Source organism: Pseudomonas fluorescens, from assembly GCF_900636825.1.
In the GTDB taxonomy this organism is placed as follows: Bacteria; Pseudomonadota; Gammaproteobacteria; order Pseudomonadales; family Pseudomonadaceae; genus Aquipseudomonas; species Aquipseudomonas fluorescens_BG.
Map to the genome: position 1 here is coordinate 5,723,953 of NZ_LR134318.1, position 15,155 is coordinate 5,739,107.

The following is a 15,155-nucleotide window of genomic DNA, read 5'->3' on the forward strand; positions in this document are numbered from 1 at the left end:
TGATCTTCAGCGGTAATCGTCCACCGGCACACAGGCGCAATACAGATTGCGATCGCCGTAAACGTTATCCACCCGATTCACCGCCGGCCAATATTTATGCAAGCGGGTGTGCGCGTCGGGGGTGATGGCTTGTTCGAGGCTGTACGGCCGCTCCCAAATACCAGTGACATCCGCCAAGGTATGCGGCGCCCGTTTCAGCGGGTTGTCTTCCGCTGGCCAGTTACCGTTCTGCACCTGGGTGATTTCCGCACGAATGCTCAACATGGCGCCGATAAACCGGTCCAGCTCAGCTTTCGACTCACTCTCGGTCGGCTCGACCATCAACGTGCCCGGCACCGGAAATGACATGGTCGGCGCGTGAAACCCGTAATCCATCAGGCGCTTGGCAACATCCTCTTCGCTGATCCCGGTCTGCGCTTTCAATGGTCGCAAATCGAGAATGCATTCGTGCGCCACCCGCCCGTTGCGCCCGGTGTACAGCACCGGGAACGCGCCGGACAACTGCTGGGCAAGGTAATTTGCCGCCAGAATCGCCACCTCGCTGGCGTCTGCCAGCTGCGGCCCCATCATGGCGATGTACATCCAGCTGATCGGCAAGATGCTCGCACTGCCCCAAGGTGCCGCGCTCACCGCGCTGTTTTGCGCTTGCGGCCCGTCGATCGGCACCACCGGGTGATTGGCGACGAACGGCGCGAGATGCGCGCGCACGCCAATCGGCCCCATGCCCGGTCCGCCGCCGCCATGAGGAATGCAGAAAGTCTTGTGCAAATTCATGTGCGAGACATCTGCGCCAATGTCCGCCGGCCGCGCCAATCCCACTTGCGCATTGAGGTTGGCGCCATCCATGTACACCTGACCGCCGTGTTGATGCACCACTTCACAGATTTCGCTGATGCCTTCTTCGTACACGCCATGGGTCGAGGGATAAGTCGCCATCAGGCAGGACAGTTTCGCTCCGGCTTCGGCGGCTTTGAGTTTCAAATCATCCAGATCGACATTGCCCGCCTCATCGCACTCAACGATCACTACGCGCATTCCGGCCATTTGCGCCGAGGCCGGATTGGTGCCATGGGCCGAGGACGGAATCAGGCACACGTCACGCCCGCCCTGCTGGCGACTCTCGTGGTATTTGCGAATCGCCAGCAGCCCCGCGTATTCGCCCTGAGCGCCTGAGTTGGGCTGCATGCAAATCGCATCGAAACCAGTAATCGCGCACAGCCAGCGCTCGAGTTCCTCGATCATCAACGTGTAACCGACGGCTTGCTCACGCGGCACAAAAGGGTGCAGGTTGGCGAATTGCGGCCAGGTGATGGGGATCATTTCACTGGTGGCGTTGAGTTTCATCGTGCAGGAGCCCAGCGGGATCATCGACTGGTTGAGCGCCAGATCCTTGTTCTCTAGTTGTTTGAGATAGCGCAGCATCTCGGTTTCGCTGTGATGGGCGTTGAAGACCGGATGGCGCAGATACGCGGTGCTGCGCTGCAGCCCGTCAGGGATGCCAGAGGGCAGCGCCTCGGCGTCGAGTTCATCCACGATCAACCCATGATCGGCGCCGAGCAGCACATCGAACAGTTTGCCGACCGTGCCTTCGTCCGAGGTTTCATCCAGGCTCAGCCCCACACGCCCCCGTCCGAGAATCCTCAGGTTGATCTGCGCCGCTCGGGCACTCTCGATGATCGCGGTTTGCGCACCGCCGACGTCCAGCGTCAGCGTGTCGAAAAACTGCGCGTTAACCCGACTCATTCCCTTGCGCTCAAGTCCCGCCCCGAGAATGCACGTCAGCCGATGCACCCGCTGCGCAATGCGCTTCAGCCCTTCCGGACCGTGATACACCGCGTAGAAACTGGCGATATTGGCCAACAACACCTGTGCGGTGCAGATGTTCGAGTTGGCCTTTTCACGGCGGATATGTTGCTCGCGGGTTTGCAGGGCCATGCGCAATGCGACGTTGCCCCGCGCATCTTTCGATACGCCGATGATCCGTCCGGGAATCGCCCGTTTGTATTCCTCGCGACTGGCGAAAAACGCCGCATGCGGCCCGCCGTATCCCATTGGCACGCCAAAACGCTGGGATGAACCGAACACCACGTCGGCACCCAATTCGCCCGGCGGCGTCAGCAGCAACAGGCTCAACAGATCGCTGGCGACACAGGCCAGCGCTTGCTGCGCGTGCAGATGATCGATTAAGGGCCGCAGATCACGGATGTCGCCGTGGGTGTCGGGATACTGCAGCAGTGCGCCGAACAGCGAATGCTGCTTCAGGTTATCCACAGCGTCGATGATCAACTCGAAACCGAAGCCTTCGGCGCGGGTCTGCAGCACCGAAATGGTTTGTGGATGACAGTGTTCGTCGACGAAAAATACGTTGCTCTGCGACTTCGCCACGCGCTTGGCCAAGGCCATGGCTTCTGCCGCCGCCGTGGCTTCATCGAGTAACGAGGCGTTGGCCAGATCGAGGCCAGTGAGGTCGATGGTCAGTTGCTGAAAATTCAGCAACGCTTCGAGTCGGCCTTGGGCAATTTCCGGTTGATATGGCGTGTAGGCGGTGTACCAGCCAGGATTCTCCAGGACATTGCGCAAAATGACGGCGGGCGTGAGCGTGCCGTAATAGCCCATGCCGATCAGGCTGGTCCAGAGCTGATTCTGTTCGGCATAACCGCGCAGTTTCTCCAGTGCGGCCTGTTCGTCGAGTGCGGCAGGCAGATCGAGCGGGCGATTGAAGCGAATGCCCGGCGGCACGGTTTGTTCGATCAGCTCGGCCCGGCTGCCAAGGCCGAGGCTGTCGAGCATCGCCTGTTGCTCGGCCGCATCCGGGCCGAGGTGGCGACGCAGAAAGGCATCGGGGTCGCGTAACTGGCGCAGGGACGGCAACTGGGACATGACGGGCTCTCCTGGCTGGCGGTCAAACCAGCATAGCAGTGCCTTCGAAGATCAAAAGATCGCAGCCTTCGGCAGCTCCTACACGAGCCGTGCGCACCCGCGATGTTATGGGTATGCGCGCCCCAACTGTAGGAGCTGCCGAAGGCTGCGATCTTTTGATTCTCAAAAAAAACCCCGAATAATCGGGGCTTTGGATATTACAAATGACTCACTCGCCGATGGCAGCCTTGTAAGCCGCAGCATCCAGCAGCTTGTCCAGTTCAGCCTTGTCGGTTGGCTTGATCTTGAAGATCCACGCGCCGTACGGGTCGGAGTTCAGCAGTTCAGGCGAGCCGCTCAGCTCTTCGTTGATCGCGATGACTTCACCGCTGACCGGGGCGTAGATGTCGGAAGCGGCTTTCACCGACTCAACCACACCGGCCTGATCCTGGGCAGCGAAGACTTTGCCGACTTCGGTCAGTTCAACGAACACCACATCACCCAGCGCTTCCTGCGCGTGATCGCTGATACCCACGGTGACGGTGCCGTCGGCTTCCAGACGCGCCCATTCATGACTTTCGGCAAAACGCAGTTCGGCAGGGATATCGCTCATCTTCAGTGTCCTCAGGAAATGGTCAGCGGTCGACCCGCCGGAAATAGGTTAGATCAAGGTTTTGCCATGGCGTACGAAGGTCGGTTTGACCACCCGTACCGGGTACCACTTGCCACGGATTTCCACTTCAGCGCGGTCGGCGGTGGCCATCGGAACACGCGCCAAAGCAATCGATTTGCTCAGCGTAGGAGAGAAACTACCACTGGTGATCTCCCCTTCGCCAACATCGGCGATGCGCACCACCTGATGGGCGCGCAAAACCCCGCGTTCTTCCAGCACCAGGCCGACCAGTTTGTATGCCACGCCGGCAGCTTTTTCCGCCTCCAGCGCCGCGCGGCCGATGAACTGCCGCGAAGCCGGCTCCCAAGCGATGCTCCAGGCCATGTTCGAGGCAAGGGGCGAAACGTCCTGGTGAATGTCCTGACCGTAGAGGTTCATGCCGGCCTCGACCCGCAGGGTGTCGCGGGCACCGAGGCCAATCGGCGAAATGCCCGCGCCGACCAGATCGTTGAAAAACCCCGGCGCCTGATTTGCGGGCAGGCAGATTTCCAGACCGTCTTCACCGGTATAGCCAGTACGGGCGATAAACCAGTCACCGTCGCGATAGCCTTCGAAGGGTTTGAGGTGCTGGATCAGCGTGGCGCGCGACTGCGTCACCAGTTCGGCAATCCTGTGCCGGGCCTGTGGGCCCTGAATGGCGAGCATCGCCAGCTCGGAGCGTTCGTGCAGCTGCACGTCGTAATTGCCCAGCTGCGCGTTCATCCACGCCAGATCCTGATCGCGGGTGGAAGCGTTGAACACCAGACGATAGGCATCGTCGAGGCGGTAGACGATCATGTCGTCGACGATCCCGCCGCGCTCATTGAGCATGGTACTGTACAACGCCCGGCCGGGACGGTGCAGACGGTCGACATCATTGGCCAGCAAATGCTGGAGCCAGGCCTTGGCCTGGGCGCCGGTGACATCGATCACGGTCATGTGGGAAACATCGAACACCCCGCAATCGCGGCGCACCTCATGGTGTTCCTCGACCTGCGAGCCGTAATGCAGTGGCATGTCCCAACCGCCAAAATCGACCATTTTCGCGCCGAGGGCGAGATGCAGGTCATACAGAGGCGTACGCTGTCCCATGGGTTTCTCCTTCCGGGCGTGGCGAAGGTGCGGACAGCCGCTATACGGGTGAAAGCCTTTGAATACAAGGCTCTCAGCCGATCCCAGCGAACCGGTCTGTCAGACGAACCGCACCGAATGCCGCGCATTGTAGCCGCATGATTCAGGACTGACGACTAAGCGTTTCGATGAGCGGAGCGGCGGATCAGACCGATGACCGGCAACAAACCGACCAACACCAGCGTCAGCGCCGGCAACGACGCCCTCGCCCACTCGCCTTCGCTGGTCATTTCGAAGATCCGCACCGCCAGCGTGTCCCAGCCAAACGGGCGCATCAGCAGGGTCGCAGGCATTTCCTTGAGCACATCGACGAACACCAGCAATGCCGCGCTCAGCGTGCCGGGCAGCAAGAGTGGCAGATACACTTTGAAAAACAGTCGCGGCCCACTGACACCCAGGCTACGTGCTGCTTCAGGCAAAGATGGCCGTATACGCGCCAGACTGCTTTCCAGTGGCCCATACGCAACGGCAACAAAGCGCACCAGATAAGCCATCAACAATGCCGCCAGACTACCGAGCAGCAACGGTTTGCCCGCGCCACCGAACCAGGCGGAAAGCGGAATCACCAGCTCGCGATCCAGGTAACTGAACGCCAGCATGATCGACACCGCCAGCACCGAACCCGGCAAGGCGTAACCCAGGTTGGCCAGCCCAACCCCGGAATTGATCGCGCGAGTCGGGGCCAGCCGTCGGGCAAACGCCAACAGCAGCGCCACGCTGACGGTGATCAACGCTGCCATGCCGCCCAGATACAGGGTGTGGAGAATCAGCCCGGCGTAGCGCTCATCAAGATCGAAACGTCCACGCTGCCAGAACCAGACGATCAGTTGCAGCACCGGAATGACGAAGGCGCAAGCGAACACCAATCCGCACCAAGCCATTGCCGCGAACGCCTTGAGCCCACGCAGGTGATACAGCGCTTTCACCCGTGGTCGCTCGTTGCTCGCTCGATTCGCCCCGCGCGCCCGGCGTTCGCCGTAGAGCACCAGCATCACCACCAGCAGCAACAGGCTGGCCAGTTGTGCAGCGCTGGGCAGACTGAAGAAGCCGTACCAGGTTTTGTAGATGGCGGTGGTGAAGGTGTCGAAGTTGAACACCGAGACCGCGCCAAAATCGGCGAGGGTTTCCATCAACGCCAACGCCACGCCTGCGCCGATGGCTGGACGCGCCATCGGCAACGCAACTCGCCAAAACGCCTGCCACGGCGATTGCCCGAGCACCCGCGCCGCTTCCATCAAGCCTTTGCCCTGAGCCAGAAACGCTGTGCGCGCCAGCAGGTATACGTAGGGATAGAAAACCAGCACCAGCACCACTATCACCCCGCCGGTGGATCGCACGCGGGGCAGGCGCAGGCCGGAACCGAACCATTCGCGCAGCACGGTTTGCACGGGGCCGGCGAAGTCGAGCAGACCGACGAAGACAAACGCCAATACATAGGCAGGAATCGCAAACGGCAGCATCAACGCCCAGTCGAGCCAGCGTCGACCGGGGAATTCGCAGAGGCTGGTGAGCCAGGCGAGACTGACGCCCAGCAGCGTCACACCAACACCGACACCGAGCACCAAGGTCAGCGTGTTGCCGAGCAGGCGCGGCATCTGGGTTTCCCACAGGTGCGACCAGATTTGTTGATCGATGGTCTGCCAGGAGAGCAGCAAAACACTCAGGGGCAGCAGCACCAGCGCAGCGATGGTGAAGACAATGGGGTACCAGCGGCGTTGGGCGGGGTGGGCCACTTTTGGGTCTCGCGGGGGGAATCGTGGAGTGTAGGTATAAACAAGCGAAAAGATCGCAGCCTGCGGCAGCTCCTACATTTGAAACGCGTTCACTTGTAGGAGCTGCCGCAGGCTGCGATCTTTTGCTCTCAGAACCGCAGAATCAATTCCAGCCCGCCCGATCCATCATCCGGATCGCCTCAGCCTGACGCTTGCCCGCGACTTCCACCGGCAACGTGTCAGCAACAAACTTGCCCCACGCCGCCACTTCTTCCGAAGGCGCCACCGCCGGGTTCGCCGGGAATTCCTGGTTAACGTCAGCGAAAATCTTCTGCGCTTGCGGCGTGGTCATCCACTCCACCAGGGCCTTGGCGGCTTCCGGGTGCGGTGCGTGTTTGGTCAGGCCGATGCCCGACAGGTTGACGTGCACCCCGCGATCCGCCTGATTGGGCCAGAACAGTTTCACTGGCAGCTCCGGCTTCTGCTTGTGCAGGCGCCCGTAATAGTAGGTGTTGACGATGCCGACGTCGCATTGGCCGGCACTGATGGCTTCGAGCACCGCAACGTCGTCGGAGAACACGTCGGTGGACAGATTGTTCACCCAGCCCTTGAGGATTTTCTCGGTCTTCTCGGCGCCATGGACTTCGATCATGGTCGCGGTCAGCGACTGGTTGTAAACCTTCTTCGCCGTGCGCAGGCACAGGCGACCTTCCCAGTTCTTGTCGGCCAGCGCTTCATAGGTGGTCAGCTCGCCCGGTTTCACTCTTTGCGTGGAATAGGCGATGGTGCGCGCGCGCAGGCTCAGGCCAGTCCAGGCGTGGGTGGACGAGCGATATTGCTGCGGAATGTTGGTGTCGATGGTTTTCGAGGTGAACGGCTGGAGGATGCCCATTTGCTCGGCTTGCCAGAGATTGCCGGCGTCAACGGTGAGCAGCAGGTCGGCGGTGGCATTTTCACCTTGGGCCTTGATGCGCTGCATCAGCGGCGCTTCCTTGTCGGTGATGAACTTGATCATCACGCCGGTCTTGGCGGTGTAGGCATCGAATACCGGTTTGATCAGCTCATCGATTCGCGACGAGTAAACCACCACTTCATCGGCAGCCTGAGCGGTCGTGCTGCCAATCAGGGTCAGGGCCAGTGCAGTCAGAAGACGCTTGGGTGCCAACATGGGAGGTGTCTCTCGGTCGGGAAATGTGGGCCAAATGATAAGGACTCACATTTACCACCACAATCGAACACTCGGCTAAGGCGTTACCAGATGTTGCACAACCCACTGTAGGAGCTGCCGCAGGCTGCGATCTTTTGATTTTGTTTTTTCAAGAACAAGATCAAAAGATCGCAGCCTTCGGCAGCTCCTACAGGGGTCGCATTTCAAATGCGGGAGCGGGCTTGCTCGCGATGAGGCCAACAAATCCAGCAAAATTTTCAGGGCTTGGCAAGGGCAGGCAGGTCGCCGGTCAACCCCAGCGCCTCGCGCACAAACAATGCCTTGGCCTCGGGCATTTGCTCGACCAGCTTCAATCCGGCATTTCTCAACCAGCGCAGCGGCAACGGATCAGCCTGGAACAAGCGCTCAAAGCCTTCCATTGCCGCCATCAGCGCCAGGTTATGCGGCATGCGTCGACGCTCGTAACGGCTCAGCACTTTGACATCCGCCAGCCGCTCACCCCGCTCATGTGCTTGCAACAGCACTTCAGCCAATACCGCCGCATCCAGAAAGCCAAGGTTCACACCCTGCCCCGCCAACGGGTGAATGGTGTGCGCTGCGTCGCCGATCAGCGCGAGCCCTTCGGCGACGTAACGTTTGGCATGGCGCTGACGCAGCGGCACGCACAGACGCGGATCGGCACTGACGACTTCACCGAGGCGCCCTTCGAAGGCGCGCTCGAGCTCGGCGCAGAACCCGGCGTCGTCCAGCGCCATCAAGCGTTCGGCCTCTTTGGGCGTGGTCGACCAGACGATCGAGCACAAATCCTGCTGGCCATCGCGCTCCAGCGGCAGGAACGCCAATGGCCCATTATCGGTAAAGCGTTGCCACGCGGTCATCTGGTGAGGTTTGCTGCTGCGCACGCTGGTGACGATGGCGTGATGCAGGTAATCCCACTCGCGAGTCGCCACGCCGGTGAGACGGCGCACAGCAGAATTGGCGCCATCCGCGGCAATCACCAACGGTGCGCGCAACGTGCGGCCGTCGGCCAGCGTCAGCAACCAATCGTCACCCGAGCGGCGCATCTGCTCCAGCCGCGCATTGGCCAGCATGCCCAAATCGCAATCATGCAGACGTTCGAGCAAGGCGTCCTGCACCACGCGGTTTTCAACGATATGCCCAAGCACATCGGCATGCACGCTGCTCGCGGAGAAGTGAATCTGCCCGGTGCCGCTGCCGTCCCACACGTGCATGTCGGTGTACGGACTGCTGCGCCGCTGAGCGATGCCGTCCCACACGCCGAGGCGTTCGAGGATGCGCTGGCTCGCCGCCGACAATGCGCTGACTCGCGGCTCGAACGCCGCTTCGGCATCAAAAGGTTTGACACTCAGCGGGCTACCGTCGAGCAGCAACACTTCCAGGCCGCTGTCCTGCAACGCCAGCGCCAAAGCGCTGCCGACCATTCCGGCTCCGACAATCAGCAGATCTGCGCGCATTTCCATGCTTTAGGCCTGTCTCGCTTGCGGCTTGCGCCGCATGTAAAGGGTTTACCGAGCGCGCCAGTGGGCGGCGCGATCCTGAAAGTAATAATGCCGGCCAGCCATTCAAGCATCCGGACGGGTTCCCAGGCCCATCGCCTGCCGGGCAAACCAGCGTTTGGCTGGCGGCAACAGATCAAGACCAAGCAGACCGAGATTGCGCCCCAGCGACACCAGCGGCTGGGTGCTGCCGAACAGGCGCGTGACCTGATCGGAGAAGCCCACGGTCAGGTCTTGATCGAGGCGCTGACGTTCGCGATAAGCCTGCAACGTAGCCAGATCGCCCAGCGGCTTGTCGCTGGCCAGCAACGCAGCGGCAAGGGCATCGGCATCGCGCAGCGACAGGTTGAAACCCTGGCCGGCAATCGGGTGCAGGCTGTGCGCCGCATTGCCGAGCACGGCCAGATGCGAGCGCACCTGCTCTTCAGCCTCAATCAGCGTCAGCGGATACAGATGCCGTGCGCCGACCTGTTTCAGCGTACCGAGGCGATAGCCGAATACGCTTTGCAGCTCGCTGAGAAAATCAAGCTCGCTCAGCTCGGCCAGACGCTGCGCGTCCATGCCCAGACGGGTCCAGACCAACGCGCAGCGGTTGTCTGGCAGGGGCAGCAAAGCCATCGGCCCTTCGTCGGTAAAGCGCTCGAAGGCCATGCCGTTGTGCGCTTCACTCGGGGTGATGTTGGCGATCAGCGCGCTCTGGTTGTACGGACGCTGGCGCACATTGATGCCCAACTGCTCGCGCAGCCCCGAACGGCCACCATCGGCGAGCACCGCGAGGTCGCACTCCAGCGTGGTTTCATCGTTCAGGGTCAGGCGATACCCGTCGGGCAGCGGTTCCATGCGCGTGACTTCCGCCGGGCAGCGCCAGGTGATCACGTCTTTGTCGACGTGTTGCCACAGACAATGCCCGAGCCAAGCGTTCTCCACTACATAACCGAGCGCAGGCACGCCCTCTTCCATCGCTGACAAACGTGCGGTGGAGAAGCGGCCACGGTCGGAAACGTGGATCTGCTTGATCGGCTCGGCGCGACGGGAGATTTCCTGCCACACGCCCAACCGCTGATAAATCTGTCGTGAGCCGAAGGACAGCGCCGACGAACGCGCATCGTAACTGGGCTGCCAACTGTCGCCGGGGGCGAACGGTTCGATCAGCACAATCTTCCAGCCACGGGCCTTGGCCCCGGCTTGCAAAGCCAACGCCAGGCTGGCGCCGACCAGACCACCACCGATGATTGCCAGATTGACTCGACTCATGCCGCGTGTGTCCTTGCCTGTGCCATCAGTGCTTCGATTTCAGCGACGGTCTTCGGTACGCCAGTGGTGAGAATTTCACAGCCTGTTCGGGTCACGACCACGTCGTCCTCGATGCGCACGCCGATCCCGCGCCATTTCTTCGCTACGTTCTGATTGTCCGGCGCAATGTAAATGCCCGGCTCGACGGTCAGCGCCATGCCGACCTCCAGCACGCGCCATTCGCCACCGACCTTGTACTCGCCAACATCATGCACATCCATGCCCAGCCAGTGGCCGGCGCGGTGCATGTAAAAAGCTTTATAGGCTTCGCTGGCGATCAACTCGTCGACGTCGCCCTGCAACAAACCAAGCTTGACCAGCCCCGTGGTGATGACTCGCACCGTGGCTTCGTGCGCTTGATTCCAGTGCTTGTTCGGCGCGATCTCGGCGAACGCAGCCTCCTGCGAAGCCAGCACCAACTCGTAGATCGCTTTCTGTTCGGGGGAAAACTTGCCGTTGACCGGCCAGGTGCGGGTGATGTCGCTGGCGTAGCAGTCGATTTCGCATCCAGCGTCGATCAGCACCAGATCGCCGTCCTTGAGCAACGCGTCATTCTGCTGGTAATGCAGGATGCAGCTGTTGCGCCCGGCAGCGACGATCGAACCGTAGGCGGGCATTTTCGCCCCGCCCTTGCGAAATTCGTAATCCAGTTCGGCTTCGAGGCTGTACTCGTACAGCCCGGGACGGCTGGCTTGCATCGCACGGATATGCGCCTGGGCCGAAATTCGCGCTGCCTCGCGCATCACCTTCACTTCTGCCGCCGATTTATACAGGCGCATGTCATGCAGCAGATGATCCAGGGCAACGAATTCGTTCGGCGGTTGCGCGCCGAGATGCGCCTTGGAGCGGATCACGTTGATCCAGTCCATCAGGTGGCGATCGAACTCCGGGTTGCTGCCCATCGCCGAATACACCCGGTCGCGGCCTTCGATCAGGCCGGGAAGAATGTCGTCGATGTCAGTAATCGGGAACGCGTCGTCGGCGCCAAAATCGCGGATGGCGCCTTCCTGCCCTGCGCGCAAGCCGTCCCACAATTCGCGTTCGGCATTGCGCTCACGGCAAAACAGCACGTACTCGCCATGTGCGCGACCAGGCATCAGGACCAGCACCGCCTGCGGTTCGGGAAACCCGCTGAGGTACTGGAAGTCGCTGTCCTGACGGTAGACATGCTCGACGTCACGGTTGCGAATGGCGACTGCGGCGGCGGGCAGGATCGCGATGCTGTTGGGTTCCATCTGCGCCATCAGGGCCTTGCGGCGACGGCTGTATTCCGCTTTCGGGATATGAGTCATGGGCAGATGGCTTTCCCTGGCACGCGATTAATGCAGCGACGGCTTGGCGGCTGGCGGCACATCGGCTTTCTTGGTTTCCGAGAACAGCAGCAGCGGCGCGACGCGCAGGTATTCCATGACTTCCATATAGTCGGTCTCGCCGTCCTCGGACTCTTCAAGGGCGTCTTGCACCTGGGAAATGGCCGCCAGATCCTGCAACACTTCGGTGGCTTCGGTGCTGAGCATGCTGCTGTCGCGGCAGTTCAGGCCGAAACCGCTGAGGAAGCCCTGGCACCATTCGCCCAGTGCCGCGGCGCGGTCGGCCAGTGGCGCGTCATCGGTCGGCAGCAGCAGAACGACGGTGACGTCGTCGCCGGTCAGTTCGCCTTTGACCATTTCCTGCAAGCCGATCAGGGCATTGCGGACGTTGTCCTGGATGTCGCCTTCGAGCAGTTCGGCGGCGTCGATCAACCAGCCTTCGTTATCGAAGCCGGCGCCGGCGCAACTGCGCCCGAGCAGCACGCCGTGCAGTTCGGCAGGCGAGACGTTGTGGCCGCTGGAGGTCAGCAGGGTGGCAAAGGCTTGGTACGGGGAATTCGCAATGGTCATGGGCAGCTAGGCGCCAGACGGCGCTATGTCTAGAATGAAGGCCTTGTATCCTACATCGACAGACTCGCCAAGACTATTAAAGGCTGTCCGCCAGCTATCCCATCAGACAGACTTCAACCCAGTGGACACAATGGAAGACACCGACCTGCAAGCGCTGATGGCCAGACTCGAACTGCTGATTGGCCGAGTCGAGCAACTAAAGAGTCAAAACGCACTCTTACTAGCTCAGGAAAAAACCTGGCGCGAGGAACGCGCGCACCTCATTGAAAAAAACGAAATCGCCCGGCGTAAGGTCGAATCGATGATTTCGCGCCTCAAGGCCCTGGAGCAAGACTCATGAGTTCAAGCAATAGCGTCACCGTGCAGATCCTCGACAAAGAGTATTCGATCATCTGCCCGCAGGAAGAACGCAGCAATCTGGTCAGCGCCGCGCGCTACCTGGACGGCAAGATGCGCGAGATCCGCAGCAGCGGCAAAGTCATCGGCGCCGACCGCATTGCCGTGATGGCCGCGCTGAACATCACCCATGACCTGTTGCACAAAGAAGAGCGCCCGGATATCCAGGCCAGCGGTTCGACCCGCGAACAGGTGCGCGACTTGCTCGATCGTGTCGATCTGGTGCTGGCCGACGATCAGAGCACTACCAAGGGCTGATTCGAATGACGGCTTGAGGTATACTCGCGGCACTCCCTGGGGTGCTTGCCAGTTGACGATGTCCCGGAGCCGATTCGCACTACCCTGGAAGTTGCACGTTGGGCTGGTGTGCATGTCCGCTAGACGGAAAGCCTTAAAGTCTACTGCTTCTTCCACCTTGAACTTTCGGGTTCAAGGGCTGAGTTGACAGCGGTTCATCCGGGGAGCCTGATTCGAATCCGATGGCAGTGAAAACTGCCATCGGATTTTTTATGCGTACGTTTTTGCATCCACCTGCCGAAGCCGAACCATGACCGAACCCGCGCTGCTGCCCCGCCCGCAACTCCGCCGCCTGCTGCGCAAGGCGCGTCGTTCATTGAGCAAAAACGAACAGCGCCAGGCCGCCAAAGGCCTGTATCGGCAGTTGGCGCAAGAGCCGCACTTTCGCCGCGCCAGGCATATTTCTCTTTATCTACCCACCGACGGTGAGATCGATCCGCGCTTGCTGCTGCGTGAAGCGCAGCGTCGGGGCAAGGCGACCTACTTGCCGGTGCTGAGTGCCTGGCCACGGACCAAAATGGTCTTCCAGCGGATTCGCCCCGGCGAAAAGCTCAAACCCAATCGTTTCCGCATTCTCGAGCCGCGCGCCAATCTGGCGCGGCAACGCAAGGTGTGGGCGCTGGATCTGGTGTTATTGCCGCTGGTGGGTTTTGATGATGTCGGCGGGCGCCTGGGCATGGGCGGCGGCTTTTACGATCGCAGCCTGGCGTATCTTGCCCGGCGCAAGAGCTGGCGCAAACCGACATTGCTCGGTCTGGCGCACGAATGTCAGAAGGTCGAACGTTTGGCACAGGCGAGCTGGGATGTCCCGTTGCAAGGCACGGTCAGCGACAAGGCATGGTATTTCGCAGAGTAGACGCCGCAAAGAATAGCGGCGTCGAAGAGACAGGTTCAGCGTTTGAAAGCGGTCGACTGTTGCACTTGCTGTGCGATTTCACTCGGCGCGTCGGCCTTGTTGGTCCACAGGCTTTGCGCGTAACCGGTGGTCACCACGCCCAAGCCAAACAAAATTACCAAAGTCCATAGTAAATCCGGTTTGCGTTTCATCGATTGCCCCCCTCAAGGCACATCATCACGATGACAGCAGCGGTTTCCATTCGTAGGCCGTGCAGCAGCGTCAAGCTTTAAAGGCCGGCATTTTGCGACAACGTGAACCTGTGCGCAAACGCTGACGTCAACCGACCGTCGGTTTGTCATAAAATTGCCCGACAACCTGCCCAATGACCGCTTCAGGAGCAAACGACATGGCCTACTGGCTGATGAAATCAGAGCCCGACGAACTGTCGATCGAAGGCTTGGCGAAGCTCGGCAAGGCGCGCTGGGACGGGGTGCGCAACTACCAGGCGCGGAATTTCCTGCGGGCGATGGCGGTGGGCGATCAGTTCTTTTTCTACCATTCGAGCTGCCCGGAACCGGGAATCGCCGGAATTGGCAAAATAATCGAAGCGGCCTACCCGGACCCGACGGCGCTGGAGCCGGAGAGTCATTACTTCGATCCCAAGGCTACCCCGGAGAAAAATGCCTGGAGTGCGATTGATGTCGAGCATGTCGAGACATTCAACCGGGTATTGAAACTGGACTACCTGAAGCAGCAGACAGCGTTGGCGGAGATGCCTTTGGTGCAGAAGGGCTCGCGGTTGTCGGTGATGCCGGTGACGGCGGAGCAGTGGGCTGCGGTGCTTGCGTTGCGTTGACACGCAAAAAGATCGCAGCCTTCGGCAGCTCCTACAGGGAAACGCATTCCAAGGTAGGAGCTGCCGAAGGCTGCGATCTTTTGATTTTATGGCTTACTGAATGATCAGGTTGTTGAACAACAGATCTTCAACAACAGGCTTGCCCGTCTCGTCATTCATCACTTGCTGAGTTTGCTTCAGCGCTTCCTGACGCAGCTTTTCCTTGCCTTCGATACTGCCCATCGCCTCGGTGCTCTGCTGGGTAAACAGCGCCACGAGCTGGTTGCGGATCAGCGGCTCATTGGCCTTCACCAGTTTCGCCGACTCTTCACCAGTCACACGCAATGCCACGTCGGCCTTGTACACCTTGAGCTTCGGCGTACCGTCCAGCCCGTAGTTGCCTACGAACGGCGGGCTCAGGGTGATGTAGTTGACCTTGGGCGCCTCGCCCTCTTTGGCTTCTTCGGCCAGCGCTGCCACAGGCAGAGACAGGGCCAGCAACAACATGATCCACGCTTTCACAATTCGCTCCTTATCCGGTTTGCGGCCTAGCATAGCGACCCGCCGCGCAAGCACA

General features: G+C 60.6%; 15 protein-coding genes and 1 other RNA gene. 5 read left to right on the forward strand and 11 right to left on the reverse strand.

Features of this window, described 5'->3' with window-relative positions; translation table 11 throughout:
- Positions 1–6: 6 nt before the first annotated feature.
- The 9 genes from gcvP to EL257_RS26285 all read right to left on the reverse strand — a co-directional run bounded on the left by gcvP (position 7) and on the right by EL257_RS26285 (position 12,212).
- The gene (gene gcvP, locus EL257_RS26245; RefSeq protein ID WP_126367492.1) at positions 7–2,880 is read right to left on the reverse strand and encodes an aminomethyl-transferring glycine dehydrogenase; all 2,874 of its coding nucleotides are present in this window, start codon (positions 2,878–2,880) and stop codon (positions 7–9) included.
- A gap of 208 nt (positions 2,881–3,088) precedes the next feature.
- On the reverse strand, positions 3,089–3,472 hold the full coding sequence (gene gcvH / locus EL257_RS26250; RefSeq protein ID WP_126367494.1) for a glycine cleavage system protein GcvH: 384 nt from the start codon (positions 3,470–3,472) through the stop codon (positions 3,089–3,091).
- Between the two features lie 48 nt (positions 3,473–3,520).
- Positions 3,521–4,603, reverse strand: coding sequence for a glycine cleavage system aminomethyltransferase GcvT (gcvT, locus tag EL257_RS26255; protein ID WP_126367496.1), 1,083 nt, complete (start codon positions 4,601–4,603; stop codon positions 3,521–3,523).
- Positions 4,604–4,758: 155 nt separating this feature from the next.
- On the reverse strand, positions 4,759–6,375 hold the full coding sequence (locus EL257_RS26260) for an ABC transporter permease (protein WP_126367498.1): 1,617 nt from the start codon (positions 6,373–6,375) through the stop codon (positions 4,759–4,761).
- Positions 6,376–6,517: 142 nt separating this feature from the next.
- Positions 6,518–7,522, reverse strand: coding sequence for an extracellular solute-binding protein (locus EL257_RS26265; RefSeq protein WP_126367500.1), 1,005 nt, complete (start codon positions 7,520–7,522; stop codon positions 6,518–6,520).
- A 257-nt stretch (positions 7,523–7,779) separates the two neighbouring features.
- A complete protein-coding gene (locus EL257_RS26270; protein ID WP_172604587.1) occupies positions 7,780–8,997 on the reverse strand; it encodes a 2-octaprenyl-3-methyl-6-methoxy-1,4-benzoquinol hydroxylase in 1,218 nt (405 codons plus the stop codon).
- Between the two features lie 108 nt (positions 8,998–9,105).
- A complete protein-coding gene (gene ubiH / locus EL257_RS26275) occupies positions 9,106–10,293 on the reverse strand; it encodes a 2-octaprenyl-6-methoxyphenyl hydroxylase (protein WP_126367504.1) in 1,188 nt (395 codons plus the stop codon).
- Complete coding sequence (pepP, locus tag EL257_RS26280; protein WP_126367506.1) at positions 10,290–11,624, reverse strand: Xaa-Pro aminopeptidase; 1,335 nt, start codon at positions 11,622–11,624, stop codon at positions 10,290–10,292. The genes ubiH and pepP overlap by 4 nt, the downstream gene beginning before the upstream one ends.
- A 27-nt stretch (positions 11,625–11,651) precedes the next feature.
- A complete protein-coding gene (locus EL257_RS26285) occupies positions 11,652–12,212 on the reverse strand; it encodes a YecA family protein (RefSeq protein WP_007911199.1) in 561 nt (186 codons plus the stop codon).
- A gap of 130 nt (positions 12,213–12,342) precedes the next feature.
- On the opposite strand from EL257_RS26285, the gene EL257_RS26290 reads away from it, so the two are divergent.
- From EL257_RS26290 to EL257_RS26305, 4 genes are all read left to right on the forward strand, one after another.
- Positions 12,343–12,552, forward strand: a complete 210-nt coding sequence (locus EL257_RS26290) for a TIGR02449 family protein (RefSeq protein WP_007911197.1) — start codon at positions 12,343–12,345, stop codon at positions 12,550–12,552.
- The gene (locus EL257_RS26295) at positions 12,549–12,866 is read left to right on the forward strand and encodes a cell division protein ZapA (RefSeq protein WP_126367508.1); all 318 of its coding nucleotides are present in this window, start codon (positions 12,549–12,551) and stop codon (positions 12,864–12,866) included. The genes EL257_RS26290 and EL257_RS26295 overlap by 4 nt, the downstream gene beginning before the upstream one ends.
- A gap of 30 nt (positions 12,867–12,896) precedes the next feature.
- Positions 12,897–13,075: non-coding RNA, 6S RNA (gene ssrS, locus EL257_RS26300), on the forward strand.
- 80 nt (positions 13,076–13,155) lie between these two features.
- Positions 13,156–13,761, forward strand: coding sequence for a 5-formyltetrahydrofolate cyclo-ligase (locus tag EL257_RS26305; protein ID WP_126367510.1), 606 nt, complete (start codon positions 13,156–13,158; stop codon positions 13,759–13,761).
- A gap of 35 nt (positions 13,762–13,796) precedes the next feature.
- Here the strand turns inward: EL257_RS26305 and EL257_RS27820 are convergent, their stop codons facing one another.
- Complete coding sequence (locus EL257_RS27820) at positions 13,797–13,952, reverse strand: hypothetical protein (RefSeq protein WP_172604522.1); 156 nt, start codon at positions 13,950–13,952, stop codon at positions 13,797–13,799.
- 197 nt (positions 13,953–14,149) lie between these two features.
- On the opposite strand from EL257_RS27820, the gene EL257_RS26310 reads away from it, so the two are divergent.
- The gene (locus tag EL257_RS26310; RefSeq protein WP_126367512.1) at positions 14,150–14,599 is read left to right on the forward strand and encodes an EVE domain-containing protein; all 450 of its coding nucleotides are present in this window, start codon (positions 14,150–14,152) and stop codon (positions 14,597–14,599) included.
- 93 nt (positions 14,600–14,692) lie between these two features.
- Here the strand turns inward: EL257_RS26310 and EL257_RS26315 are convergent, their stop codons facing one another.
- Positions 14,693–15,100, reverse strand: coding sequence for a flagellar basal body-associated protein FliL (locus tag EL257_RS26315; RefSeq protein WP_172604523.1), 408 nt, complete (start codon positions 15,098–15,100; stop codon positions 14,693–14,695).
- Positions 15,101–15,155: the final 55 nt, after the last annotated feature.

What these genes read in the sequence shown, in the direction of transcription:
- gcvP (WP_126367492.1), bottom strand. Translation starts at nt 2,880, where the DNA reads ATGTCCCAGTTGCCGTCCCTGCGCCAGTTACGCGACCCCGATGCCTTT.
- gcvH (WP_126367494.1), bottom strand. Translation starts at nt 3,472, where the DNA reads ATGAGCGATATCCCTGCCGAACTGCGTTTTGCCGAAAGTCATGAATGG.
- gcvT (WP_126367496.1), bottom strand. Translation starts at nt 4,603, where the DNA reads ATGGGACAGCGTACGCCTCTGTATGACCTGCATCTCGCCCTCGGCGCG.
- EL257_RS26265 (WP_126367500.1), bottom strand. Translation starts at nt 7,522, where the DNA reads ATGTTGGCACCCAAGCGTCTTCTGACTGCACTGGCCCTGACCCTGATT.
- EL257_RS26270 (WP_172604587.1), bottom strand. Translation starts at nt 8,997, where the DNA reads ATGCGCGCAGATCTGCTGATTGTCGGAGCCGGAATGGTCGGCAGCGCT.
- ubiH (WP_126367504.1), bottom strand. Translation starts at nt 10,293, where the DNA reads ATGAGTCGAGTCAATCTGGCAATCATCGGTGGTGGTCTGGTCGGCGCC.
- pepP (WP_126367506.1), bottom strand. Translation starts at nt 11,624, where the DNA reads ATGACTCATATCCCGAAAGCGGAATACAGCCGTCGCCGCAAGGCCCTG.
- EL257_RS26285 (WP_007911199.1), bottom strand. Translation starts at nt 12,212, where the DNA reads ATGACCATTGCGAATTCCCCGTACCAAGCCTTTGCCACCCTGCTGACC.
- EL257_RS26290 (WP_007911197.1), top strand. Translation starts at nt 12,343, where the DNA reads ATGGAAGACACCGACCTGCAAGCGCTGATGGCCAGACTCGAACTGCTG.
- EL257_RS26295 (WP_126367508.1), top strand. Translation starts at nt 12,549, where the DNA reads ATGAGTTCAAGCAATAGCGTCACCGTGCAGATCCTCGACAAAGAGTAT.
- EL257_RS26305 (WP_126367510.1), top strand. Translation starts at nt 13,156, where the DNA reads ATGACCGAACCCGCGCTGCTGCCCCGCCCGCAACTCCGCCGCCTGCTG.
- EL257_RS27820 (WP_172604522.1), bottom strand. Translation starts at nt 13,952, where the DNA reads ATGAAACGCAAACCGGATTTACTATGGACTTTGGTAATTTTGTTTGGC.
- EL257_RS26310 (WP_126367512.1), top strand. Translation starts at nt 14,150, where the DNA reads ATGGCCTACTGGCTGATGAAATCAGAGCCCGACGAACTGTCGATCGAA.